Raw genomic sequence first — 25092 nt, 5'->3', positions numbered from 1 at the left:
TTCGGCGACGGCGCGGCCGAGCAGGGCACGACCCACGAGGGCATGAACCTGGCCGCGATCTGGAAGCTGCCGGTGATCTTCGTCGCCGAGAACAACGGCTTCGCCGAGTCCACCCCGGTCGGCTACCACTGCGCGGCGAGCAACATCGCCGACCGCGCCGGCTCCTACAACATCCCCGGCGTCTCGGTCGACGGCTACGACGTGATCGCCATGTACGAAGCGGCGGGGGAGGCGGTGGCCAGGGCCCGCCGGGGCGAAGGCCCGAGCCTGATCGAGGCGAAGACCTGGCGCTACTTCGGCCATTTCGAGGGCGACCAGATCACCTACCGGACCGCCGAGCAGTCGGCCGCCTACCGCGAGCACGACCCGCTGACCTTCTTCGCCAAGCAGGCGGTGGAGCGCGGGCTGCTCACCGCCGAGCAGGTCGAGGAGCGCGACCGGGCCGCCGAGGCCGCGGTCGACGAGGCGATCGCCTTCGCCGAGCAGAGCCCGCAGCCACCCCCCGAGGACACGCTCACCGACGTGTACGTCTCCTACCGGTAAGGGGGTCCGCCATGGCCGTCACCACCCGCACCATCACCTTCCGGGAGGCGATCAACGAGGCCCTGGCCCTCGAGATGGAGCGTGACCCCGACGTGCTGCTCATGGGCGAGGACGTGGCCGGGGGCGCGACCGTCCCCGGGTTCGAGCAGGAGGACGCCTGGGGCGGGGTCCTCGGGGTCACCAAGGGCCTCGTGCAGCGGTTCGGCCGCGACCGCGTGCTCGACACGCCGATCTCGGAGTCCGGGTTCATCGGCGCCGCCGTGGGCGCGGCCGCGACCGGGCTGCGCCCGGTCGCCGAGCTGATGTTCGTGGACTTCTTCGGCGTCTGCATGGACCAGATCTTCAACCAGGGCGCCAAGCTCCGGTACATGTTCGGCGGCCGGGCGCGGGTGCCCATGGTCATCCGCACGATGATCGGCGCCGGCTTCCGGGCCGCTGGGCAGCACTCGGGCTGCCACTACTCGGTGTTCACCCACATGCCGGGGCTGAAGACGGTCGTCCCCTCCACCCCGGCCGACGCCAAGGGGCTGCTCGCCGCCTCCATCCGCGACGACGACCCGGTCGTGTTCTTCGAGCACAAGCTCCTCTACGACGTCACCGGCGAGGTGCCCGAGGGCGAGTACGTGGTGGAGCTGGGCCGGGCCGACGTGAAGCGCGCCGGCGACGGCGCCACCGTGGTCGCCATCGGCCGCATGGTCCAGCTCGCGCTCGAGGCGGCCGACACGCTGGCCGGCGACGGGATCGAGGTCGAGGTCGTGGACCCGCGCACGCTGTCACCCATGGACGACGAGGCGATCCTGGCCTCGGTGGCCAAGACCGGCCGCCTGGTCGTGGTCGACGAGGACAACCCGCGCTGCTCGATGGCAACCGACATCGCGGCGCTGGCGGCCTCCCGCGCCTTCGACCACCTGGACGCCCCGCCCCAGCTCGTGACCGCCCCGCACACCCCGGTGCCGTTCTCGCCGGTGCTCGAGGACTTCTACATCCCCACGCCGCAACGGGTCGCCGAGGCGGTGCGGGCCACCCTGTGAGCCGGGCAGCGCGATGATCACCGAGGTGCGCATGCCCAAGCTCGGCATGGCGATGAAAAAGGGCGCCGTGACCAAGTGGCTGAAGGGGGAGGGCGACCCGGTCGAGGAGGGCGCCGACCTGTTCGAGCTGTCCACCGAGAAGATCACCGCGGTCGTGCCCGCGACCGCGTCCGGGATCCTCGGCCGGGTGGTGGCCGAGCCCGGCCACGAGCTGCCGGTCGGGGCGCTGCTCGCGCTGATCGGCGCCGAAGGCGACCAGTTCCCGCCCGCCGGGGCGCCGGCCGCCGCCCCGGCCGCCGCCGCCGGTCCGGTCCCGCCCGCCGGGGAGCCGGCCGCCGCCTCTGGTCCGGCCCAGCCCGGCGCCGTCCCCGCCGTGTCGGGCGCCACCCCGGCCACGGGTGCCGGGGCGGCCCGGGAGGGCGGCGGGGGAGTGCCGGCACCGGCGTCGCCGGCCGCCCGGCGCCGCGCCAGGGAGCTGGGGGTCGACATCGCCCTGGTCCAGCCGGGCACCCCCGGCAAGCGGATCATGGTCGACGACGTGGAGGCGTTCGCCGAGGCCGCCGAGGCCGGTACCGCCGTGGCCGGACCAGAGGCGGCGGCCGGGGCGGCCGGGGCCGGACCGGAGGCGGCGGCCGGGGCGGCGGCCGGCGGCGCCGAAGCATCGGCGGCTGCCCAAGCCCCGTCCGGACGGGTCGTGCCGTTCGTGGGGATCCGCAAGGTCGTGGCCGAGCGGCTCACCGAGAGCCTGCGCACCACCGCCCAGGTCACCATCGCGCGGGAGGTCGAGGCCGGCGGCCTGGTGGCCAGGCGGGCCGCCTTCGCGGCCGGGTTCGAGGAGGCCACCGGGCTCCGCCTCACCTACACCGACCTGCTCGTCCAGACCGTCGCCGGCCTGCTCGGCGCGCATCCGCTGCTGAACGCCACCCTGACCGAGCAGGGCATCGTCGTGCCCGACGCCGTCCACATGGGTGTGGCCGTGGCCCTCGACCACGGGCTGATCGTGCCGGTCATCCGCGACGCCGCCCGCCGCCCGCTGGCCGAGATCGCCAAGGACCGGGCCGACCTGGCCGCCAAGGCGCAGGCCGGAACCCTGTCCCTGGACGAGGTCGAGGGCGGCACGTTCACCATCTCCAACCTGGGCAGCTTCGGCGCCGACGCGTTCACCCCGATCGTGAACCCGCCCCAGTGCGCGATCCTCGGGGTGGGCCGGATCGTGGACAAGCCGGTGGTGGTCGAGGGCCGGGTCGAGGTCCGGCCCCTGCTGTGGCTGTCGCTCACCTTCGACCACCGGATCGTCGACGGCGCCCCCGCCGCCCGGTTCCTGCAAGGGCTCGACGAGCGTCTGCGCACCGGCGCATAGGCAGGTGGTCCGACGGCGATGTCCGCGACGGTCGGCCTGATCGCGAACCCGGCGGCAGGGCGGGACATCCGCCGCCTCACCGCCCACGCGTCGGTGGTGCCCAACCACGAGAAGGCCTCGATCGTCCGCCGGGTGCTCCACGGCCTGGCCGCGGCCGGGGTCGACACGGTGGTGTACCTGGCCGACAACGCCGGGATCATGGCCGCCGCGGTCGACGGCGGCCGCCCGCCGGTCGCCATGGAGCCGCTCGGCCACCGGGCCCACGGCTGGGCGTCGGACTCCACCGCGGCCGCCGGCCTGCTCGCCGCCGCCGGGGTGGGCGCGATCGTCACGCTGGGCGGCGACGGGACCAACCGGGCGGTGGCCGCCGCCTGCGGCGACGTGCCGCTGGTGGCGGTCTCCACCGGCACCAACAACGTGTTCCCGACGATGGTCGACGGCACCGTGGCCGGGCTCGCCGCCGGGCTGGTCGCGACCGGCGCGGTCGAGCCGGACCGGGTGGCCAGCAGGGCCAAGCGCGTGGAGGTCGAGGCGACCGGGACAACGGACTTCGCGCTGATCGACGCTGCCGCCTGCACCGACCCGTTCGTCGGGGCCAGAGCCATCTGGGACCCGGGACGGGTCCTGGCGCTGGTGCTGACCCGGGCCGAGCCCTGGTCGGTCGGCCTGTCGGCCATCGGCGGCCAGCTCCGCCCCCTCGCCCCCGGCGAGCCCGCCGGCCTGTACGTCGAGCTGGGGGACGGGCCCGAGGTGGTCGCTGCGGTCGCGCCCGGCGTGGTGGCGCGGGTCCCGGTCGCCAGCTGGCGGCTGCTCGCGCTCGGCGAGCCGGTCACGCTCGGCGGCGGTGCCCGCACGGTCGCCCTCGACGGCGAGCGGGAGCTGGCCGTGGACGGCGGCGCGAGCGCGGCCGTGACCCTGACCGGCCCCCGGGTGGTCGACATCCGGGCCACCCTCGCGGCGGCGGCCGGCAGTGGCGGAGCGGAGGGTGCCCGGCGTGGCGGAGCGGATGGAGGCCGGCGTGGCTGATCTGGTGGCGTCTGGCGTGGCTGACCTGGTGTCTGGCGTGGCTGACCCGGCGGCGGCTGGCAGTGGCTGACCTGGTGGTGGTGGGTGGCGGTCCGGCCGGGGTGGCCGCGGCGCTGGCCGGCCGGCGCGCGGGCGCCGACGTCGTGCTGGTCGAGCGGGGCCTGATCGGCGGCACCTGCGTCCATGCCGGCTGCATCCCCTCGGCCGCGTACCACACCTCGGCCGGCCTGCTGCTCGCGCTGCGCCGGGCCGCCGCGCTCGGGGTCGAGGCGGGCGACGCCGCCCTGGCCTGGGACCGCGTCCAGGCCTGGGCGTCGAGGGCCAGCGAGTCAGTCGCCACCGGGGTCCGCGCCCGGCTCGCCTACGCCCGGGTCACGGTGGAGCAGCGCACGGCAACGCTCGGCCCCGGCGGGGTCGACGGCTACGAGGGCGTCCCGACCGTGGTCGCCGCCGGCGCCCGCTCGGTCGCGCCCCCTGGCGCGCTGTCCAACGACGCGGTGATGGGGCTGAGCGCGGTGCCCGGCAGCCTGGTGGTGCTCGGGGCCGGACGGTTCTCGCTGGAGTGGGCCGACCTGTTTGCTGCGGCCGGGAGCCGCGTCACCGTGGTCGCGCCGGACGGGCGCGTGCTGCCCGACGAAGACGCCGACCTGGCCGGGTTCGTGCAGCTCGCGCTGGAGGAGCGGGGGGTGGCCTTCGCCGCCGACGCCCCCGACGCCCCCGCCCAGGCCACCCTCTCGGCCGACACCCGCGAGCCCAGCCTGCCCGGCCTCGAGGTCGACGCCCTGTGCCGGACCCGCCTGCCCGGGGTGTTCGCGGCCGGGGACGTGACCGGGCCGCGCTGGCTGTCCAACCGGGCCAGCGCCCAGGGCCAGGCGGCCGCCGCCAACGCCCTGGGCGGGTCGGTGAAGGTCCGCGAGGAGCGCCTGCCGCGCAGCGTCAACACCCGCCCCGAGCTGGCCGCGGTCGGCCTCACCGAAGCCGAGGCGGCCGCGCGCGGCGTCGAGGTCGCGGTCGGCTTCGCCGACCTGGCCGCCAGCCCGCGGGCGCTGACCCTGGACCAGGCCGCCGGTGCCCTCAAGCTCGTGGTCGACGCCGAGTTCGGCGAGATCCTCGGCGCCCACATGGTAGGCGTGGGCGCCAGCGAGGTGATCGCCCAGGTCGCCCTGGCCATGGAGCTCGAGGCCGGCTACCTCGACCTCGCCCGGGTCGCCCACGTCCACCCCAGCCTGGCCGAGCTGGTCACCGACGCGGCCGTCTCCATCTGACCGCGAGGCGGGCGTGCGCGTCGCGACGATCGGGGAGGTCCGGGACGGGGCCGGCGCCTGCCGCCGCGCCACGCGCCGCAGCCCCAGCCCTCCCGCGACCGAGGCAACACGCGTGGCCCGGGTGCCGGGTCACCCCTCGGTCGGGCCGAAGGCCCACTCGGGCCGGTCGGCGCCAGCGGCCAGGGCGTTGGCCTTGTACCAGTGGAGCGCGGCCAGGATCCGTTCGCTGATGGCGTCGACCGGCCCGACCGCCTCGACGCGGACCAGGATGCCGCGCTGCCGGTAGAAGTCGACCAGCGGCAGGGTCTGGTCCCGGAACACCTCGAGGCGATGGCGGATGGTCTGCTGGGTGTCGTCGCTGCGGTGCTCCTGGCTGGCCCGCCCGGCCAGCCGGGCCAGCAGCTCGTCCTCGCCGATCTCGAAGAACAGGGTCAGGTCGAACGGTACCCCGCGGGCCTTGGCCCAGCGGTAGGCGGCCTCGGCCTGGACGAGCGTGCGCGGGTAGCCGTCCAGGATGTAGCCGCCCTCGGTGTTGGCCCTGACCACCCGGTCGCGGGTCATGGCGATGACCAGCTCGTCGGGGACCAGGTCGCCGCGGTCCATGTACGCCTTGGCGGTCCGGCCGAGCTCGGTGCCGCCGGCGACCTCCTCGCGCAGCGCATCCCCGGTGGCGATCCGGGTGAGGTCGAAGTGGGCGGCGATCCGGCTCGCCTGGGTGCCCTTGCCCGCCCCGGGCGGGCCGATCAGCAGCACGCGCATCCCCTGCTCCCTCCCCTTGGTTTGCTCCCTCCCCTTGGTTCTCCCGGCCGGGCCGGGCTCCACGTCGCCCGGCCCAGGAGTTTGCCAGACGGCCGACCCTTGCCGCGAGCGGACCGCGCGGGAGCGCGACGTCACCGCGCCGCGCGCCCGCGCCGGCCGGCCAGCGCGCGGCTCGCTCCTGGCTCAGAGGCGGGGCGCGGGCCGGCTACAACCCGAGCTCCTCGAGGATCGGGGTGGCGCCGCGCACGCGCTCGCGGGCGGTGGCCGCATCGGGGGCGGCCAGGGCCTCGTCGGCGAGTCGGCGGCAGTCGTCCAGGGTGTGCCGGCCGAGCAGCATCCGCACGTCTGCGATGGATGGCGGGGCCATCGACAGGCTGGTCACGCCCAGGCCGACGAGCACCAAGGCGAGCACGGGATCGCCGGCCGCCTCGCCGCAGACCCCGACCGGCTTGCCGGCGGCGTGGCCGGCCGCCGCGGTCATCGCGACCAGCTTGAGCAGGCCGGGCTGCCAGGGGCTCTGCAGGCTGGCGAGCGCCCCGACCATCCGGTCGGCGGCGAGCGTGTACTGGGCCAGGTCGTTGGTGCCGAGGCTGGCGAAGTCGGCCTCGGCCAGGATCGCCTCGGCGGTCAGGGCGGCCGCTGGGATCTCGACCATGACCCCGGTCCTGGCCACCGGTCGGTCGCCGAGCTGGGCGCGGAACCAGCTGGCTTCCTCGACCGTGGCCACCATGGGGGCCATGACCCAGACGTCGGCCGGGCTGCCGGCGGCGGCCTGCCCGATCGCGTCGAGCTGGGCGGTGAGCAGCTCCGGCCGGCGGCGCATGGCCCGCAGGCCGCGCACGCCGAGAGCGGGGTTCGGCTCGTGGCCCAGGTCGAGGAAGGCGAGCGGCTTGTCGGCGCCGGCGTCCAGGGTGCGGATGACGACCTTGCCGCCCGGGAACGCCTCGAGCACCGACCGGTAGGCGGCCGCCTGCTCCTCGACCGGCGGCGGGTCGGTGCGGTCCAGGAAGAGGAACTCGGTCCGGAACAGGCCGACGCCTTCGGCGCCGGCGGCCACCGCGGCCTCCACGTCGCCCGGGCCGCCGACGTTGGCGAGCAGGTCGACGTGGTGACCGTCGCTGGTCCGGCCCAGGCCCACGAATGCCGACCGGGCTGCTTCCAAGGCCCTGGCCCGGGCCTCGGCGGCCTGGACCCGCGCCTGGTCCGGTTCGACCACGACCTGGCCGGCCCCGCCGTCGACGATCACCTGGACGCCGTCGGCCAGCCCGGTGGCGCCCGTGCAGGCGACCACGGCGGGTACCCCCATGGACTTGGCCAGGATCGCGGTGTGGCTGGTGGGGCCGCCCTCCTCGGTGACGATGGCGAGCACGCGGTCGCGGGGCAGGGTCGCCGTGTCGGCCGGGGCGAGGTCGCGGGCGACGAGCACGAATGGGTGGCCGGGGTCGGGCACGCCCGGCATGGGCACGCCGAGCAACCGGGCGACGGTCCGGTCCCTGATGTCGTCGAGGTCGGCGACCCGGGCCGCCATGTAGTCCCCGGCCCCGCCGAGGACCTTGCGGTACAACCCGAACGCCTCGTAGACGGCGCGGGCGCCCGTGCGCCCGCCGCGGGCGTACTGCTCGACCTGGTCGGCGAGGCCGGGGTCCCTGGCCATCATCGCCTGGGCCTCGAGCACCGCTTGCGCCTCCCCGCCGGCGGCCTGGCCCCTGGCTTCCAGGTCGTCGGCGACCGCCTGGAGGGCCTCGGCAGCGGCCCGCGCCTCGGTGTCCGGGTCGGCTGCCGCGCCGCCCTCAGGGGGCACGGGAACCTCGCCGCCGACGCGGGCGACAGGCCCGACGACGACGCCGGGGCTTACCCCGACGCCCTGCAGCTCAGCCGGCATCGGGGGCGTCCAGGTCCTTGGCCACGAGGGCGGCCAGCTCGTCGAGGGCCTGCTCGGCACCGTCGCCCTCGGCGACGAGGATGATCTCCTGGCCGCCGCGGATGTCCAGGCCGAGCACGGCCAGGATGCTGCGGGCGTCGACGGGGTCGCTGCCCTCCTTGGCGACCGTCACCTTGACAGGCAGCTTGCTGGCGGTCTGCACGAACAGCGCGGCCGGGCGGGCGTGCAGCCCGACCTTGGAGCCGACGACGACCCGTCGAGTCGCTCCCATACCAGGTACCTCCTTGTTGTGACGGTGCCCTCTTCGTCGGGATGGTGCCTCTTCGTTGGGACGGTGCCTCTTCGTGGGGTTGGGATGCTGCCTCTTCGTCGGGGTTTGGGGCGGTGCCCTCATGGTTGGACGGTGCCCTCCGGGAGCTGGGACCACCGGAGGGCACCGTCGGCCGATCGCGCCACCTGTGCGACTGTGCTACCCGGTGGCCGTCGCGGTCCCGGTCGGCATGACGGCCGGCTCGGCCTCGGCGGGGACCCGGCGCCCGATCGACTTGGCCAGGGCCACCACGACCGCGGTCACGATCGTCCCCGCGACGATGGCGACCAGGTACAGCAGGGGCCTGCCGACCAGCCCGAGCACCCAGATGCCGCCGTGCGGCGCCCGCGACGTGGAGCCGAACACCATGGAGAGGCCACCGGTGACGGCGCTGCCGAGCATCAGCGACGGGATCACCCGGATCGGGTCGCCGGCGGCGAAGGGGATCGCCCCCTCGGTGATGAACGACGCCCCGAGCAGCCAGGCCGCCTCCCCGGCCTGCCGCTCGGCCCTGGTGAACAGCTTGGGGCGGACCACGGTGGCGAGCGCCAGGCCGAGCGGCGGGGTCATGCCGGCGGCCATGACGGCGGCCATCACCTTGAGGTTGCCGCTGGCCAGGCTGGCCAGCCCGAAGGCGTAGGCGACCTTGTTCACCGGGCCGCCCATGTCGAAGGCCATCATCAGGCCGATCAGCACGCCGAGCACGACGGCGTTGGTGCCGGACAGGCCGTTCAGCCAGTCGGTCAGCCCCTCCGTCGCCGCCGCGATCGGCTGGCCGACCACCACCAGCATGAGCGCGCCGACGACCAGCGCGGACACGAGCGGGATGACCACCACCGGCATGATGCCGGCGACCCCGCGCGGCACCTTGACCCGCTTGATGGCCATGACGATCGCGCCGGCGAGCAGGCCGCCGATGAGCCCGCCGAGGAAGCCGGCGCCGATCTCGTTGGCGAGCAGGCCGGCGACGATGCCGGGCACGAGGCCCGGCCGGTCGGCCATGGCGTAGGCGATGAAGCCGGCCAGGATCGGCACCAGCATGAAGAACGAGGTCGCGCCGATCTTGAACAGCAGCCCCGCCCAGCCGGCCTGGACGACCAGCTTGGACAGGTCGGTGACGGCGGGGTACTCGACGCCCTCGAAGGTCCCGCCGTTGACCTTGTTGGCGACCTCGGGGCCGCCGAGCAGGAAGGCGAGCGCGATCAGGATCCCTCCGGCGGCGACGAACGGGATCATGTAGCTGACGCCGGTCATCAGCCAGCCGCGCAGCCGGATCCCCAGGTGGGCCTGCTGGTCGACCTTGGTGGCCAGCGCCGGCGCGGCATCGGCGACCAGCGAGTCGGCCGGCCCTGCGGTGGCCGGGGCGGCCGTCACGCCGCGCTCGGCGGCCGTCTCGACCTCGGCGAGCACACCGGGAGCGTCGTTGATGGCACGCTTGACCGACGTCTGGACGAGCGGCTTGCCGGCGAACCGCTCGCGGTTGCGGACCTCGACGTCGGCGGCGAACACGACCGCATCGGCGTTGGCGATGTCCTCGGGGGGCAGCGGCTCGGCACCAGCCGCGCCCTGGGTCTCGACCTTCAGCTCGTGGCCGGCGTCCTTGGCGGCCTGCTCGAGCGCCTCGGCCGCCATGTAGGTATGGGCGATTCCCGTGGGACACGACGTCACCGCGACGATCTTCACTGTCCCAGCACCTCCTTCTTGATGAGGTTGACGACGGCCTCCGGGTCGGGGGCGGTGCGCAGCGCCTCCTTGAAGGAGGCGTGGATGAGCCTCCTGGCCAGGGAGGCGAGGATGTTCATGTGCTCGGCGCCGCCGCCCTCGGGGGCGGCGATGAGGAAGATCAGGTCGGCCGGACCGTCGTCGGAGCCGAAGTCGATCCCGGCCGTGCTGCGCCCGAAGCCGAGCGTGGGCTCGGTGACGTGCGCCGAGCGGGCGTGCGGGATGCCGATGCCACCTTCGATCCCGGTCGGCATCTGCGCCTCCCGGGCACGCACGTCGGCCAGGAAGCCGTCGAGGTCGGTGACGCGCCCGGCTGCCTGGAGCCGCTCGGCCAGCGAGCGGGTCGCCTGGTGTCGGTCGGCGGCGGCCAGATCGAGGTCGACGAGGTCGGGGGTGATGAGGTCCGCCATGGGCTCAGCTCCGTTCCTTCAGGGGTTGGTCGGGGTCGAAGCGGGTCGAGATCCGGACGGCGGCCGGGTCCAGGTCGCCCGGCCGGGGCATCCGGCTGCCGGGCAGGCTGGCGGCGGCGGCCCCCCAGGCGAGCGCCTCGGCCAGGGCCTCGGGCCCGCTGCCACCGCCGGCCAGGAAGCCGGCCAGCAGCGCGTCGCCGGCGCCGACGGCGCTTCGCGGCCGGTCCACCCGGGCCTCACCGTGCACGGCTCCGCTGGCGTCGACCAGCAGCGCGCCGTCCGCGCCGAGGCTGGCCAGCACCGTGCGGGCACCGCGGCGACGCAGCTCCTCGGCGGCGGTGACGGCTTCGCCGAGCGTGGTCACCGGCCGACCCGCCGCCTCGGCCAGCTCTTCCCGGTTGGGCTTGATGAGGTCCGGGCCGGCGGCCAGGGCGGCGACCAGCGGCGGGCCGCTGGTGTCGACCGCGGCCCGGACCGAGGCCGGGCCGAGCCGCTGGATCAGGCGGGCGTAGAAGTCGACGGGCGTGCCGGGCGGGAGGCTTCCGGACACGGCCACCCAGTCGGCACCGGCCGCGGCCGCCACGGTGGCGGCGGTGACCGCCTCGAGCTCGGCCTCGCTCAAGGTGGGGCCGGGCTCGTTCAGCTTGGTCACGGTACCGTCCGGTTCGACCACGCTGACGTTGGCACGGATCGAGCCGCTGACCGGGACCAGCATGACCGGGACGTCCTCCGGGGCGAGCAGGGCGGCCAGCTGGTCGCCCTCCCAGCCTCCGGCCGGCAGCACGGCGTACGTCTTGCGCGCGTTGGCGGCCAGCGCCCGGGACACGTTGACTCCCTTGCCGCCCGGGTCGACGCGCGAGGCCTGGGCCCGCAGCACCGCCCCTCGTACCAGGGCATCCACCTCGATCGTCCGGTCGACGCTCGGGTTCGGTGTCAGGGTGACGATCATGCGCGCACCACCTCGAGTCCGGCCGTCTCGAGCCGGGCGACCTGGGCGGCGCCCAGCCCGGAGTCGGTGACCAGCAGGTCGACGTCTTCCAAGTTCCCGAATCTGGCGAAGTGGTCGGAGCCGACCTTGGTGTGGTCGGCGAGCACCACCACCCGCCTCGCGGCGGCGATCATAGCCCGCTTGACGGCCGCCTCGGCCGGGTCGGGCGTGGTCAGCCCGCGCTTGAGCGAGATGCCGTTGGTGCCGACGAACGCCACGTCGACGTAGATCTCCCGCAGGTCCCGCTGGGCCCAGTCGTCGACCACGGCCAGCGTCCGGCCGCGCACCCGGCCGCCGAGCAGCCGCAGGGTGAGCCCCGGGCGGACCGACAGGGTGAGCGCGATCGGCAGCCCGTTGGTCACCACGGTCAGGTCCCGGTCGCCGGGCAGCAGTTCGGCCAGGCGGGCGGTGGTGGTCCCGGCGTCCAGGAGCACCGAGCCCTCGGTGGGCAGCTCCGCCAGGGCTGCCTTGGCGATCCGCTCCTTCTCCTCGGTCATGACGGCGTCGCGGGCGGCCAGGCCGGGCTCGAACCCCAGCCGCTCGACCGGGATGGCGCCGCCGTGGACACGGCGCAGGACGCCGTGGCGCTCGAGCGCCGTCAGGTCCCGGCGTACGGTCTCAGCGGTCACCTCGAACTCGGCCACCAGGGCGGCGACGTCGACCCGCCCGGCGCTGCGGGCCAGTTCCACGATGCGCTGCTGCCGTTGCTCCGCATACATGTGGATTCTCCGTCGATTAAGTCTGTGTTCCTATTCGTATACGGCTGTTTGTGTGGGAAGTCAATACCGATCGTACCGCAATCCTCGTACCTCAATCCCAGCCATGTCCCCTCAGTTATGTCCATTCAGACCGGGCAGGAACCGTGGTGTTGCCCTTCGATCCTCCTGGGTCGTCCTCCGGTGTCCATTTCCGGTGTCCATGCGAAGGTGGCGCCACGACCTGGGTCGTCCTCCGGTGGCCACGCGGAGGTGGCGCCACGACGCGTCGCTACGTGCGCAGGCAGGCCGCACGGGGCGTGTAGGCTGCCTCAGCTTCGCCGGTCATGAGAACCTCCCGGAGCCGGCAAGGAGGCTCTCATGACCGCGCCCGGGGAGATCTCAAAGGCTCCTGACAGCCAGCAACCGGGAAGTCCGCGTGCCAGGGCTGAGAGGGTGTCAGCTGGAGCCCACCCGCCGGACCTGACGTGGTGCATCCCAGCTGACGTGGTGCATCCCAGCGAAGGAGGCACGATGCCGGAGGCTTCCGCCCACCCTACGGCCGCCGACCTGCTCGCCGACGTGCAAGCGGAGCTCGAGCCGGTCGAGCGCGCCGTGCGCGGTCATCCGTTCCTGACCGCACTGGCCGAGGGCAGAGTGGCGCGTGACCGGCTGGCCGATCTCGCGGCCGAACAGCAGTCGATCATCGGCAGCGACCGGCGCAGCTTCGCGTTCCTGGCCGCGCGCTTCCCCGCAGCGCCTGCAGGCGACCTGTTCCTCGGGCTCGCCCAGGGGGAGGGGACGGCGCTCGAGCACCTGGCCGGGTTCGCTCGCTGGCTCGGCCTGGACCCGGCCAGCCTGGGCGACCGGGAGCCAAGCGCGCGGGGCCAGGCGTACACCGCCTTCGTGGCGTGGCTGGCGTTGAACGGGTCAGCCACCGACGTGGCGGTGGCGTTCCTGGCCAACCTGGCCGCGTGGGGTGAGAACTGCGGGCGTGTCTCGGCCGCGCTCGCCGGGCAGCACGACGCCGGGCCGGAGGCGACGGCCTTCTTCGACTTCTTCGCCACGCCTGCACCCGGCTTCCGGGAACATGCCTTGGCCGTGGTCCAGGCCGGGCTGGCCGCGGGCGACCCGCCAGCGCAGGCACGGCATGCCGCCCGGCTGCTGCAGTCCTATGAGCTGATGTTCTGGGACAGCTTGATGGACCCCTGGCCACCCGCCCCAGCAGGCGCGCCATGAACCACCGCTCGGCAGGCCGGTTGGCACTCCGCGTCGCTCGACGGCGAGGTCGTCGCCCCTCCCGATCTCCTCCCAGCTGCCGCCAAAGCCTCGCCACCAGGGTTGGCGCCTCCGTGGAATGGGAACTCAGGAGCATCGGCGCACATCAAGGAGCCGCGGCATGGGTCTGGCCCAGGGGAGCGAGCAGCGCAGTGGGGCAGGCGTGAGGCTGGAGCTCGACATCTCCCTCTCGCCTGGGCGGGTCGCTCGCCTCCTGGCACTCGTGGTGGCAATCCTCACGCTGCTCTCCGCCATGGGGTGGCTCGCGGTGCTCCTCCTGCCGGACTTTCCCTTGCGGGACTTCACCGCGCGCCTGTTCGACGTGGACAAGGAGATGAACATCCCCTCCGTCTACTCGACGCTCGCGATCCTCGCCTGCTCGGCCCTGCTGGCAGTGATCGCACGGTCGGAGCGGCTGGTGAGGGGCTCGCGCCATGGCCGTCACTGGCGGCTCCTGTCGCTGGTCTTCCTCGGCCTCGCCTTCGACGAGCTGCTCAGCTTCCACGAGGAGCTGGTCGGCCGTCTCGACCTCGGCGCGTTCAGCAGGTTCACGCTGTTCTCGTGGGTGGTCGTCGGAGCCGGCCTCGTGGTCGCCGCCGCCGTCGTGTTCAGCGGGTTCCTCATGCGCCTTCCAGCGGCCACGAGGCGCCGGTTCCTGCTTGCCGGAGCGTTGTTCGTCGGTGGCAGCCTCGGTGTGGAGGTGGTCGGCGGCCATTTGGCGAGCCTGGATGGAAAGGACACCCTCGCCTACATGGTCGCAACCCACGTCGAGGAAGCCCTCGAGATGGCCGGGATCGTCGTCTTCCTCTACGCTCTGCTGTTGTACCTGCGGCGGGTCACGCACACGGTCGTGGTGGAACTCCACCTCGACGGCGAGGGCCCTCTCGGCAGGACGACCCTGCCGGACCAGGGGCACGAAGGGACGAACAGGGGGGTGACCCATGGCACAGACCCGGCGTCACGAGGCTGAAGGGCCCACGCCGGCCGGTGGGCTCATGGCGCTCGAGGGGACGGGGTTCGGCGAGGCGTTCCGGCGGCGCCAGCCGGTCGAGTTCGGCCACAGGCTCGCCGACCACCCGCTGTTCACCCTGGAGGCGATCGCCGACCTGGCCGACGCCCTGCCGAGGGACTCGATCATCTACGACACGGCGGACCAGGCCCTGCTCGTCCCGGAAGGAGGGCCGCCCCGCGGCGCGCTCGACCGGCCCGGGGACGTCGTCCGCCTCCTCGACCAGAACCGCTCCTGGCTGACCCTGCTGAACATCGAGCAGCACCCGGCCTACGCGAAGCTGATGGACGACTGCCTCGACGAGGTCGAGCCCCACATCGCCGCGCGCGGCGTGGACATGCGCAGGCGGGTCGGGTTCGTGTTCGTGTCGTCGCCGAGTTCGACGACCCCCGCGCACTTCGACATCGAGCACAGCCTCATCATGCAGATGCACGGCCAGAAGCGGCTGACGTTCGGCAGGTTCGAGACGCCCCAGGCCGAGCAGCACGAGGTCGTGCGGTACTGGGACGGCTCCCACGGACGCGTCGAGGCGCTACCGCCCGAGCTCGTCTCGTTCGACCTGACGCGGGGCGCCGGCGTCTACATCCCGCCGGTCACTCCCCATTGGGTGCGCAACGGGGACGCGGTGTCGGTCTCGGTCACCCTCACGTTCTTCACGCCCGACACCGACCGGGAGTCGCTGGTGCAGGCGTTCAACGCGCGCCTGCGGCGCATGCGCCTGTCGCCCAGGTGGCCGGGGCAGTCACCGCTGGTGGACCGGGCCAAGGTCACCGCCATGCGCGCGTACGCCCTGCGGCACCAGCTGCGCCGCGGCCAACGGGGCAGGAAGCGCGCGCCGGTGACGTAGCCGCGTGCGGAGGTGACGTAGCCGCGTGCGGACCTGCCGGAGGAGGCGCCCCGCCAGCGTCCGCACCCGGGTGCCGAGGACCAGCGCGGCCAGTGCCAGGCGCCCGGCCGACCCGTGCGCGGCCTGGAGCCGCACGATCTCCCGCGCGGCCGAGGCGAAGTTCGCCTTGTACGGCTCGTCGCCCCGGAGAAGGTCGACCTCGGTCAGCCCGTGCCGGCAGGCGTCCTCGACCACCTTGGCGAGCAGGACGGTCGCCGCGTTGCGCCAGCGGTGCGCGGACAGCCGTCCGCTCTGGTAAAGGCTCACCCGGCCGGCGAGTTCGAAGCAGCTCACCGCGGCGACGACCACCTCGCCCGCGGCGAGCTCGTGGAGCACGACCTCGCCGCGCGACGCCCCGGCCCGGCTGGCCGCCGCGAACTGGTCGTAGGCGGCCAGGAAGTTGGACCGCTCACCCCACTGCGCGCCGTGCAGGCGCCGCAGGGTGGCGAGCGCGGCGTCGACCGAGCCGTCTCGGAGCACGCGGTGCTCGGCCGCCTCCTGCTCGAGCCGCCGGGTGGCCTTCCGGAGCGTGGCGCGGAAGCCCCGCGGGCGGGTGCGCAGCCAGTCGCCGGGGTCTGCCGCGAGAGGCGCCCATGGGGCCACGGCGACGACCTCGCGGCGCACCCGCCCGGGAAGCGCCGCCGCGAGGCGGGAGCCGCCGGCCACGCCCTCGAGGTCCAGCACCCGCGACCCGGGCCGGCGCAGCCAGGCGGCCAGCGCCGCGAGCACGTCCTGCTCGCGGCCGGGGAGCGCGACGACGTCGAGGTGGTCGGGGCAGAGGGCGCCCGCGCCCATCACGCGCAGGCGCGGCACGCCGAGCCACCGCTCCTCTTGCAGAGCGAGCCCGCCGGCCAGCTCATCCCCGTCCATGACCAGCAGGAAGCGGGGGACGCCGCCCGCGGTCTGCTCGAGCCACCACGAGCGCAGGAACGGAGAGGGCAGGGGCAGGCGCTCGACCAGGGCGTCCCAGGCGCGCTCCAGCGCGCCGAGGCGGGGCTGCACGAGAAGCTGCAGGCCGCTTTGGTCGCCCATGCGCCGTCCTTTCGAGCCGCCGCACTACGCCTGGCGCCCCGGCTGGCCGCCCACCGGCCAGCGGATTGTAGGGGACGCGGCCGCACCGGTCCACGGCACGCCGGTGTCCCGGTTGGCAGGTTCCGGCCGCTGCTGTAGGGTCAGCCACGGACCGTCTCCCCTGCTGCTGTGATCGCCGTCAATGACCGAGCCCTCCACCACGGCGCCGGACCGCCCGCTGGACGTCGCGGTCATCATCCCTGCGTTCAACGCCGCTCACTACCTGGACCAGACGCTTGCGTCGGTCGCCGGCCAGACCCGCGCCCCGGTCGTGGTCGTGGTCGCCGACGACGGCTCGACCGACGACACGGCCGAGCGGGCCCGGCGCTGGCAAGGCCACCTGCCGGTCGAGGTCGTGCGCCTGGCGCGCAACGTCGGGCCCGGGCCGGCGCGCCATCGGGCGATCCTGGCCACCGACACCCCCGTGCTGGCGATGCTCGACGCCGACGACCTGTGGTTCCCCGACCATCTGGAGACGATGACGGCGGCGTACGAGCGCGCCCCCGGGCTGGTGAGCGCGCGGGAGTTCGCCTGGATCCCGGGGCGCGGGATCGACCTGGCGCGGCGGCGGGCGCGGCCGCCGATCCCCACCGACCCGGAGGGCCAGCTCGCCGCGCTGCTGCAGTACAACTACGTCAGCTTCGGGTTCTTCCCACGCACGCTGTACGAGCGGGTGGGCGGCTTCCGCAGCTTCCTGGGCACCGAGGACTGGGACCTGTGGATCAGGATGCTGCGGAGCGGCGCGAGGCTGACCGAGGCCTCCCACCCGACCGCCCTGCACCGCGTCCGCTCGGGCAGCCTCTCGGTCGACCCGGCGCCCATCGTGGAGCACGGCATCGCGGTGCTCACCGCGGCGGCTGCCGAGGCGAGCTCACCATGGGAACGGGCGGCCGCCGAGCGCGGGCTCCGCGCGCTGCGCGCCAGGAAGCGGTACCACGACGTGTGGTCCCTCGCCGGCGACGGCCACCCCTGGCGCGCGCGGCTCGCGGCCTTGCAGGGGCTGCGGGGCGGTGGCTTGAAGCTCACCCTCGGCCTGGCCGCGATGGCGGTCGCGCCCCGCACCTCTCTCCAGCTCGACCGGGCCACCAGGCGCTACCGCGTCTTCACCGTGGAGTGAAACGTCCCGGTCATCGAGTGAGGTGGGTGCGCAGCCGCCGGACGTCGGCGCGTAGCGCCGGCATCAGGAGCCAGGCCGCCGCGGCGTAGGCGAGCGTGAACGAGGTGCCGAGGAGCAGCAGCGTCGGCCAGGTCGCGTCCGCCGCCCAGACGCCGCCGAGCGTCCGCAGGCCGAGCACCACGGCGCCGCCGAGGGCCACCGCCACGGCGAGCCGGCCGAGGACGGCGGCCACCACGCCTGGACGGACCCCGACGAGCCGCCGGGCGGCCTCGGCATAGGCGACGAGCAGCACGCCGGCGACCACGGCCTGGGCCCCCGCGACGGCCGTGATGCCCTCGGGGGCCACGAGCAGGACCAGGCAGGCGAGCAGGACGAACCAGCAGGCACGCAGGGCGGCGTCGGCGCCCGGGTGCCCCGTGGCCGCAAGCAGCGGGGTCATGAAGTGCGCGGCCGACCGCAGGCACACGTAGAGCCCGAGCACGCGGGCGGTGGCGACGGACGGCTCCCACTGGCTGCCGAGCACCTGCACGCCCGGGGCGAGGAACAGCAGCCCGCCGGCGAGCAGCACGGTCAGCGCCATCCCCAGGCGCAGCGTGGAGTAGAAGGCGTGGCGTACCCGTTCGAGGTCGGGGGCCGCCCGGGCGTAGAAGGGGAAGCTCACCCCGGCAAGCACGTAGGTCACCACGAGGAACGGCAGGATGGCGACGCGGAACGCCAGCGTGTAGTAGCCCAGCGCCACCGGCCCGAGGAGCCGCCCGACGAGCGCGTAGTCGACGTTCTGCAGCGAGAACTCGAACACCTCCGAGGTCAGCGAGTGCCGCGCGTACCGCCACATCGTCACCGCGAGACCACGGTCCCAGCCAAACCCGAACCGCTCGGGGAGGACGACGAACACGAGCGCGAAGACCAGCACCTCACGCACGGCGTCGCCGACGACCACCGACCAGACGCCTCTGCCGCTGAGCACCGCGCCGATGGTGACCAGCCCCCCGGCGACGCTGCCGACCGCCTCGGGCACGAAGCGTCTGCCGAACGCCAGCTCACGGGTGAGCATCGCCAGCGGGACCCGCACGGCGGTGCCCACGGCGATGACGAGCGCGTAGGCGCGGATCGGGCCGGTGGCCTCCGGGACGCGGAAGAACGCCGCCACCGCCGGGGCGGCGGGGAGCAGGGCGAGCCCCAGCAGCGTGCCGAGGACGGTCGTGATCGTGAAGGCCGTCCTGGCCGCCTGCCTGATCCGGTCACGCTGGTAGACCACGGCGTCGCCGAACCCGTAGCCGCCGAAGATGACCAGGGCGTTGCGGGCCAGGCCGAGGACGCTCAGGATGCCGAACTCCCGCGGGCTGAGCCGCTGCGCCAGCATGGCGAGGACGACCAGCAGGACGAGCCGGTTGACCCATGAGCTCGCCCCGACCCAGAGCGTGCCCCGCACGGCCCGCCGGCCGAGGCTCAAGAGCGGTCTCCGGCCGTCTCCGCACCCGTGAGTACCATGCCGCTCATGGGCGGCAAGGTCACGGTCGTCGCGGCCGACCCGTCCGGCCTGTGGTACTCGGCGCCGAGCTCGAAGCGCTGCGACGCCGACGGCGACGGGTTCACCACGGCGATGCCGGCGGCGTAGCGGCGCTGCCAGCCCACACCGACCCGCACCCGCGCGGCGTCGGACGGCGCGCCGAGGTCCGGGCCCCAGGCCGGCGAGAACCCCGCCGCGGGATCGCCAAGGACGTTGTACCCCCAGCCGCCGTCCAGCAGGCCGTCCCACACCAGCCAGAAGCTCGCGACCGCGTACTGCTGGTCGGCGGCTGCGCCGTTCGGGCCCGGCCCGTCATAGGTGTTGGCGATGAACGGTCTGCCGAGCGCCTCCACCTGCTGTGCGAGCGTGGCGCCCGCCTCCCACGCCGCGCCGCCGTGGCCCGGCCCTGCGCCCTTCCAACGTGTCCAGAACTCCCGGAAGAAGCCGGAGCTCGCGCGCGCGATCGCCAGCGCCCTGCCGCGGTGCGCCGGCGTCCCAGGGTCGGCGCCGACGTTCGGGACGACGAGCAGGCCGAGCCGCTTCGCGCCCGGGCCGATGCGGCGCATCGCCCCGACCATGGCGTCGCCGTAGGCGGCGTCGGTGGGGTACTCGTCCAAGGGCGTGCCGCTGGCCTCACCCAGCCCGTGCCCGGGGTAGACGTTGGCGTCGTCGCCGAGGACGCCGTCGTAACCGTCGGCCTTGATCCGCGCCAGGCGGCGCAGGCACTGCGCCTGGTAGGAGCTGCGCCCGACGTTGCCCGGGTCGAGGTAGGCGTACTCGTCGTGGAACGACAGCACGTTCCCGGCCCGGTCGTGCAGGTGCCAGGCGTCGCCCGGGGCCACGGCGTCGTGGGCGGCCGCCTCCTCCTGGGTGACGCAGGTCGACGGCCTGCCGTCGGTGTGCGGCCCGGCGATCATGGCCCCGATGTTCTGGTAGGCCAGCACCCTGGCGCCGGGGTTGGCCGCCTTGATCCGCTCGAGGGGGCAGGCGGCGTCGCGGGTGGTGTACCACTGCACGACGATGTACCGGTAGCGGCCGGCACCGTCCCCGTGGCAGGCATGGCGGTTCTCCCCGTGGTCGAGGAGCAGCCAGACGCCGCGCCGGTACGGGCCCGGGATGCGCGGGTCGGCGCCTGGCCCCGGGCCCGACCCGCGCACCGACGGCGCCTGGGTCTCGCAGCCGCCGACCGTGAGCAGGAGCACGAGGCAGAGGCCGACAAGGCCCCGCCACCCTGAGGACCCTCCGCTTGGTAGCTTTTGCAAGCTGGACCCCTCTGGCGTGCAAGCTCGACCCCTCTGGCCTGGGCAGGCTCCTTCCAGGATGCCAGTGTTGCCGAGCGGCGGGCCCTAGTCGCGGCCGGACGCCCGCTCGGCGTACGCGTACCTGTACGGGGAGTAGCGGCCGACACGCCTCGAACTCATCGTCAGGATGAGCCCGAGCACGGGCACACCGACGGCGTCGAGCCCGTGGAGGGCGTGGCGGAGCTGCTCCGCGGAGGTTGCACCCGCCCGGACCAGGAGCACGACCCCGTCGGTCATCGCGGCCAGCAGCCGGACGTCGGCGGCGGCTGACAGCGGCGCGCTGTCGACGATCACGAAGTCCGCGAACTCGTTCAGCTTGGGTACCACGTGCACGTACTGCCCAACGATCTCGCTCTGCCGCTGCGGCCGCGGGCCTGCCGTGAGGACGCTGACCTTGGGGAAGCTGGTGGTCTGCAACGCCGTCTCGACGTCGACGGCCGTGCTGAGGCCCTGCTCGTTGGGCAGGTCGAAGATCTCGTGCTGACGTGGGCGGTGGGTGTCGGCGTCCACGACCAGCACGTGCAGGCCGACCTCAGCGATGGCCACGGCCAGGTTGGCCGTGAGCGTCGACTTCCCCTCCTCCGGGTTGATGCTGGTCAGCGTGACCTTCTGGAACGTCGGCGTGCCCCGGCCCGGGCCGAGCAGGGCGACCCGGATGTTGCGCAGGCTCTCCTCGACGACTGCCATGGTCGGGTCGCCGATGAACAGTGCGCTCGCCGGGCGTCTGAGCAGCCGTTCCTTGGGAACGGCGCCGAGGACGAGCGCCCCGGAGGCCAGCCTCAGCTCCTCCAGGTCGTGGATGTGGCCGAACAGCCGCTCCCAGGCCACCGCCACCGCGACGGCAAGGAACGCGGCCAGAAGGAGCGACGACGCCAGGACCAGCCAGGGCCGCGGGCTCACCGGAGCGTCAGGCACCCTGGGCTGGTCGATGACCTCGAAGCTGACGATGCGCGTGCCCTGCAGCTCGAACAGGAACTGCTGCGTGGTCACCTCCGCCCGCCGGGCGGCCCGCTGCGGGTCGTTCGCGCGAGCGACGAGCTTGAGCACGGCGGCGGCGGGATCCGGCTCGGCGAACACCTTGCCCTTGAGGGTCCTGCCGTTGGGGTGCTCTGGCAGCTGCGCCGCGACCCGGTCGAGGAAGGTCTGGGTGCGCACCTTGGTGGCGTACAGCGGCAGCAGCCTGGTCACGATCGCGTCGTACGCGGCGAGCGTGTCGGGCCTCTGGGCCGCCGGCTCCAGCGCCACCGAGGCGCTGGACTCGTAGACGCGGGGCTGTGAGACCAGGAAGAGCACTCCTCCGGCGAGGACCAGCGCGGCGGTGAGGATCGCGACCAGCTTCCGGCGCGCGATCACATGGAGGAGCTCGGCTGTGTGCACGGCGACATCATAGGTCGGAGCCGCCCGCCGTGCCGGGATGTCCAGGTCGTGCGGGAAGGGGGCGGGATGTCCAGGTCGTGAGGAAAGCGGGCGGGATGTCCAGGTCGTGCGGGAGCGGGCGGATGTCCTGCCGGCGATAGAATGCGTCGTCCCGACTCGGCTGCCTGGGGGGTACGAGGATGCCGCTCCGAACGACGGTGGCCGCCGAGGAGCCGCGCGCGATCCCTCCCCGGCTCGCGGACAGGCGGGCCCGCGGCATCGCCGTGGCCGTCGTGGTCGCCCTCTCGGCCGCCGCGGCGTTGGCCGCGAGCCACAGCCCGCTCTGGGCGCTTACGGGCGTGCTCGTCGCCGTGGTCCTGGCGCTCGCCGCGGCGAGGTTGCCGTTCGCCGTCGCGGTCCTGGTGGCGTCGTTCTACTTCGACTCCTACCTCGCCGTCGGCGCGGGCATCGTCACCGTGGGCAAGCTGCTCGGCGCGCTCGCGGTCGCCGCCTGGTTCCTCCGCTGGAGCCTCGCCCGCCATCCCGCCGTCGGCGACCCGCTGCTCTGGCCCCTGGCCGGGCTGGCCGCCTGGATCCCGCTGTCGCTGGCCACCGCCTACGACCAGGCCGCCGGGCCGACGGTGGCGCTGCGGTACCTCACCTTCTTCGCGCTCGTCTTCCTGGTCGTCCAGACGGTCGACGGCGACCGGCGCACCGCGACCCGGATGATCGACGTGGCCGTGGCCGCCGGCGGAGCGTCCGCGCTGGTGGGGCTCTACAGCTTCTTCCTCGCCGGCGACGGGCGCGCACACGGCCCGCTCGACGACCCCAACGACTACGCTTTCGTGCTCGCGGTCACCGTGCCGCTGGCCCTGCACCGCGCCCGCTCGGCCGCGGGACCGCTCCACCGGGCGTTCGCCGCGCTCGCGCTCCTGGCCATGCTCGCGGCCATCCTCGCCTCCTTCTCCAGGTCGGCGCTGGTCGGGCTGGTCGTGGCGGGCGCGTGGGCGGCCGCGACCAGGCGGCTGCCCCTGCGCTGGGCCCTTTTCGCCGTGGCCGGCCTGGTCGCCGTCGCGTTGACCTCCTACGTCCTGCAGCCGGAGCGCGTCGAGACCGCTCTGCTCCAGAAACGGCACGTGGCGCAGAGCAACATCGACCAGCGCCTGGTCGCCTGGCGGGTCGCGCTCGAGGAGTTCGCAAGCTCCCCCGTGCTCGGTGTCGGACCGGGCAACTTCGAGGCCAGGTTCGACGAGTTCGCGCTGCCCCCCGACTCCAGGGAGGGCGCGCTCGCTGCCCACAACGCCTACCTGAGCGTCCTCGCCGAGCTGGGCGCGCCCGGCCTCGCCCTGTTCCTGGCCTACCTCGCCCTGGCCTGGTCGAGGCTGCGGCGGCGCTTCCCCGGCGACCCGGACGCCGACGCCCTGCAGTCCGCCCTGGCCGGGGGGTTCGTGGTCGCGATGGTGGGCGCGATGTTCCTGACCGAGCAGTTCTACGCCCCGCTGTGGCTCCTGCCAGCGATCGGCGCCACGCTGGCGCGGGGGCGGCCGGCGGGCCGTGTCCGGGTGGACCGGACCCGGACCGCATGAGGCCCACGATGCAGTGGCTGGCCCGGGCGTGGGCCCGCTGGCCCCTGCCCCGCGGTGCGGCCGTCGCGGTGCTCGGCTACCACCGCGTCGACGACGACGGCGGCCCGCTGGCCGTGAGCAGGCAGGCGTTCCTGCTCCACATGGCGGAGCTCGACGCGAAGCGCGAGCGGCAGCCCGTCCTCAACCTCGACGACGCCGTCGACCGGCTCGTGGCCGGGACGGCGCCGTGGCGGGGGGTGGTCGTCACCTTCGACGACGCCTGGGCCGACAACCACGCCAACGCCCTCGGCCCCCTGGTCGAGCACCGGGTGCCCGCCACCGTGTACGTGCCCAGCCGGCTGCTCGGCGCCCCCGGCCGCCTGACCAGGACCCAGCTCCTCGAGATGGCCGCTGCCGGGGTCAGCGTCGGCGCCCACTCGCGGACCCATGCCGACCTGACCGCATGCAGCGACGCCGAGCTCGAGCGGGAGGTGCGCGGCAGCCGCGAGGACCTCGAGGACCTGCTCGGTGTGCCGTGCACGCGCTTCGCCTACCCGGCCGGGCGCCTGGACGCGCGCGTCCGGGCGGCGGCGGCCGCCGCCGGCTTCCGTACCGCGGTCACCGCCATGAGGGGCTGGACCCGGGCCGGTGTGGACCCGCTGCGCATCCCCCGCAACTTCGCCGAGGACTTCGACGCAGCGACCTTCACCGCGGCGCTGCGGGGCGGGCTCAACTACCTCCGCCCGGTCGACGCGGCGCGGGCGCGGCTCGGGCGGCGATGAGGGTCGCCTTCGTCCTCACCCAGGACCGGGGCGGTCCCGTCGACCTGACCGTCGCGCTGGCCCGGGAGCTGGCCGGGCGTCCGGGAGGGCCCGCCGTGATGATCGCCGGGCCAGAGCCGCTCACCAGCGCCGGCGACGTCGCCGGCCTGCTCAGGCCGGTCCGGGTGCGCTCGAAGACCGACGTGCGGGGCGGCCGGCAGCTCGGCCGGGTCCTGCGCCGCTGGGCCCCCGACGTCGTCCACGCCCAGGACCGGCGGGCGGCGCTCGCGGCCACCACGGTCGCCCGCGCCGGGGCGCCGGTGGCCGCCACCTACCATGGCGTGCCCGACGGCGCGGCCGGGCTCTGGGTCGAGGAGGGCCCGCTCGCGGGCCGCCGCCCCACCGCAGGGTCGGCCGCCGTGCTGGCCGCCGACGCCCTGGTGGCCCGGCGGGTCGCCGTCACCTTGGCCCCGTCGGCGGCGATGGCCGGCTTCTTGCGCCGACGCCTGCGCGTGCCCGCCGCGAAGCTCCGGGTCGTCCCGAACGGGGTAGCCCTGCCAGCGCCGCGGCCCCCGGCCGGCCCGGCTCGGACGTTCGTCTCCGTTGGGACCTTCGCGCCCTCCAAGTCGGTCGCCACCCTCGTCGACGCCTTCGCGGACGTGGCCCGGACCCGACCCCACCTGCGGCTGCTGCTGGTTGGCGACGGCGACGAGCGGATCGCGTGCGAGCGTCGGGCCGCCGCCCTCGGCGTCGGCGCGGTCGTCGAGTTCACCGGGTATCGCACCGACGTGCCCACGCAGCTCGCCCGGGCCGAGGCGTTCGTGCTGCCGTCGGTCAACGAGAACCTCCCCCTCGCCTTGATGGAAGCGATGGGTGCCGGGCTCGCCTGCGTCGCCTCGCGGGTGGGCGCGGTCCCCGAGCTGCTGGCCGACGGGACCGGGCTGCTGGTCCCGCCCGACGACGTAGCTGCTCTGGCCGCCGCGATGGCGTCCCTGGCCGACGATCCCGGCCTCGCCCACACACTGGGCAAGGCGGCCGCGGCGGCGGCCCGGCGCTTCTCGGTCGCCGCCTGCGCAGACGCCCACCAGGCGCTCTGGCGCGCGCTGCGGTGAGGTCCGACCTCCCGAACCAGTGCGGTGAGGTCCGACCTCCCGAACCAGCGCTGCCCGGAATCACATCGCCCACCAGGCGCTCTGGCGCGCTGTGGTGAGGCTCCCACCTCCCGGACAGCAGCGCTGCCAGGGATC

Annotated in this window: 23 protein-coding genes; 12 read left to right on the top strand and 11 right to left on the bottom strand. The window is 74.5% G+C overall.

The features are described 5' to 3' along the window. The 5 genes from VG276_15910 to VG276_15890 form a co-directional block, all read left to right on the top strand. Window positions 1–543 (top strand): thiamine pyrophosphate-dependent enzyme (locus tag VG276_15910; GenBank protein ID HEV8650837.1); only part of this gene is annotated, 543 nt, incomplete at its 5' end. A gap of 11 nt (window positions 544–554) precedes the next feature. Further along, complete coding sequence (locus VG276_15905) at window positions 555–1574, top strand: alpha-ketoacid dehydrogenase subunit beta (protein HEV8650836.1); 1020 nt, start codon at window positions 555–557, stop codon at window positions 1572–1574. A 13-nt stretch (window positions 1575–1587) separates the two neighbouring features. Continuing rightward, entirely contained in the window at window positions 1588–2934 is a 1347-nt protein-coding gene (locus VG276_15900) for a dihydrolipoamide acetyltransferase family protein (protein ID HEV8650835.1), read from the top strand. 18 nt (window positions 2935–2952) lie between these two features. After that, window positions 2953–3960: an NAD(+)/NADH kinase gene (locus VG276_15895; protein HEV8650834.1), complete on the top strand. Its 1008-nt coding sequence runs from the start codon at window positions 2953–2955 to the stop codon at window positions 3958–3960. 62 nt (window positions 3961–4022) lie between these two features. Further along, window positions 4023–5225, top strand: a complete 1203-nt coding sequence (locus VG276_15890; GenBank protein ID HEV8650833.1) for an NAD(P)/FAD-dependent oxidoreductase — start codon at window positions 4023–4025, stop codon at window positions 5223–5225. A gap of 129 nt (window positions 5226–5354) precedes the next feature. Here VG276_15890 and VG276_15885 read toward each other — a convergent pair whose 3' ends face one another. The 7 genes from VG276_15885 to VG276_15855 form a co-directional block, all read right to left on the bottom strand. Beyond that, window positions 5355–5984, bottom strand: coding sequence for an adenylate kinase (locus tag VG276_15885; GenBank protein ID HEV8650832.1), 630 nt, complete (start codon window positions 5982–5984; stop codon window positions 5355–5357). 205 nt (window positions 5985–6189) lie between these two features. Next, a complete protein-coding gene (ptsP, locus tag VG276_15880; protein ID HEV8650831.1) occupies window positions 6190–7866 on the bottom strand; it encodes a phosphoenolpyruvate--protein phosphotransferase in 1677 nt (558 codons plus the stop codon). Beyond that, window positions 7856–8137, bottom strand: a complete 282-nt coding sequence (locus VG276_15875; GenBank protein ID HEV8650830.1) for an HPr family phosphocarrier protein — start codon at window positions 8135–8137, stop codon at window positions 7856–7858. Before VG276_15875 ends, ptsP begins: the two co-directional genes overlap by 11 nt. Window positions 8138–8335: 198 nt before the next feature. Continuing rightward, window positions 8336–9859 carry a fructose-specific PTS transporter subunit EIIC gene (locus VG276_15870; GenBank protein HEV8650829.1) on the bottom strand — a complete coding sequence of 508 codons (1524 nt, stop codon included), beginning with the start codon at window positions 9857–9859 and terminating at the stop codon, window positions 8336–8338. After that, window positions 9856–10308, bottom strand: a complete 453-nt coding sequence (locus tag VG276_15865) for a PTS sugar transporter subunit IIA (GenBank protein ID HEV8650828.1) — start codon at window positions 10306–10308, stop codon at window positions 9856–9858. The genes VG276_15870 and VG276_15865 overlap by 4 nt, the downstream gene beginning before the upstream one ends. A gap of 4 nt (window positions 10309–10312) precedes the next feature. After that, window positions 10313–11257, bottom strand: coding sequence for a 1-phosphofructokinase (pfkB, locus tag VG276_15860; GenBank protein HEV8650827.1), 945 nt, complete (start codon window positions 11255–11257; stop codon window positions 10313–10315). Next, window positions 11254–12015 carry a DeoR/GlpR family DNA-binding transcription regulator gene (locus tag VG276_15855; protein HEV8650826.1) on the bottom strand — a complete coding sequence of 254 codons (762 nt, stop codon included), beginning with the start codon at window positions 12013–12015 and terminating at the stop codon, window positions 11254–11256. The genes pfkB and VG276_15855 overlap by 4 nt, the downstream gene beginning before the upstream one ends. 510 nt (window positions 12016–12525) lie before the next feature. Between VG276_15855 and VG276_15850 the strand changes: the two genes are divergently transcribed. The 3 genes from VG276_15850 to VG276_15840 all read left to right on the top strand — a co-directional run bounded on the left by VG276_15850 (window position 12526) and on the right by VG276_15840 (window position 15125). Further along, window positions 12526–13230, top strand: coding sequence for a transcriptional regulator (locus VG276_15850; GenBank protein HEV8650825.1), 705 nt, complete (start codon window positions 12526–12528; stop codon window positions 13228–13230). A gap of 160 nt (window positions 13231–13390) precedes the next feature. Next, a complete protein-coding gene (locus VG276_15845) occupies window positions 13391–14239 on the top strand; it encodes a hypothetical protein (protein HEV8650824.1) in 849 nt (282 codons plus the stop codon). Further along, window positions 14211–15125, top strand: a complete 915-nt coding sequence (locus tag VG276_15840; protein HEV8650823.1) for a cupin domain-containing protein — start codon at window positions 14211–14213, stop codon at window positions 15123–15125. Before VG276_15845 ends, VG276_15840 begins: the two co-directional genes overlap by 29 nt. Here the strand turns inward: VG276_15840 and VG276_15835 are convergent. Beyond that, complete coding sequence (locus VG276_15835; GenBank protein HEV8650822.1) at window positions 15021–16196, bottom strand: GNAT family N-acetyltransferase; 1176 nt, start codon at window positions 16194–16196, stop codon at window positions 15021–15023. The genes VG276_15840 and VG276_15835 overlap by 105 nt on opposite strands. Window positions 16197–16377: 181 nt before the next feature. Here VG276_15835 and VG276_15830 point away from each other — a divergent pair, with 181 nt between their 5' ends. Then, window positions 16378–17352 (top strand): glycosyltransferase family A protein, encoded by a 975-nt coding sequence (locus VG276_15830; protein HEV8650821.1) that lies wholly within the window; start codon window positions 16378–16380, stop codon window positions 17350–17352. Window positions 17353–17362: 10 nt separating this feature from the next. On the opposite strand, the gene VG276_15825 is transcribed toward VG276_15830, so the two are convergent. The 3 genes from VG276_15825 to VG276_15815 form a co-directional block, all read right to left on the bottom strand. After that, complete coding sequence (locus VG276_15825; GenBank protein HEV8650820.1) at window positions 17363–18805, bottom strand: oligosaccharide flippase family protein; 1443 nt, start codon at window positions 18803–18805, stop codon at window positions 17363–17365. Next, on the bottom strand, window positions 18802–20124 hold the full coding sequence (locus VG276_15820; protein ID HEV8650819.1) for a putative glycoside hydrolase: 1323 nt from the start codon (window positions 20122–20124) through the stop codon (window positions 18802–18804). Before VG276_15820 ends, VG276_15825 begins: the two co-directional genes overlap by 4 nt. An 84-nt stretch (window positions 20125–20208) precedes the next feature. Beyond that, window positions 20209–21540, bottom strand: a complete 1332-nt coding sequence (locus tag VG276_15815) for a polysaccharide biosynthesis tyrosine autokinase (GenBank protein HEV8650818.1) — start codon at window positions 21538–21540, stop codon at window positions 20209–20211. A 179-nt stretch (window positions 21541–21719) separates the two neighbouring features. On the opposite strand from VG276_15815, the gene VG276_15810 reads away from it, so the two are divergent. From VG276_15810 to VG276_15800, 3 genes are read left to right on the top strand one after another with little or no spacing between them, the layout of a single operon-like run. Beyond that, window positions 21720–23105, top strand: coding sequence for an O-antigen ligase family protein (locus VG276_15810; protein ID HEV8650817.1), 1386 nt, complete (start codon window positions 21720–21722; stop codon window positions 23103–23105). A gap of 8 nt (window positions 23106–23113) precedes the next feature. After that, window positions 23114–23866: a polysaccharide deacetylase family protein gene (locus tag VG276_15805; protein ID HEV8650816.1), complete on the top strand. Its 753-nt coding sequence runs from the start codon at window positions 23114–23116 to the stop codon at window positions 23864–23866. Continuing rightward, window positions 23863–24957, top strand: coding sequence for a glycosyltransferase family 4 protein (locus tag VG276_15800; protein ID HEV8650815.1), 1095 nt, complete (start codon window positions 23863–23865; stop codon window positions 24955–24957). Before VG276_15805 ends, VG276_15800 begins: the two co-directional genes overlap by 4 nt. Window positions 24958–25092: the final 135 nt, after the last annotated feature.

It is taken from the genome of Actinomycetes bacterium (assembly GCA_036000965.1).
Classification (GTDB): Bacteria; Actinomycetota; CALGFH01; order CALGFH01; family CALGFH01; genus DASYUT01.
This window is presented reverse-complemented; position numbering and strand designations above follow the sequence as displayed.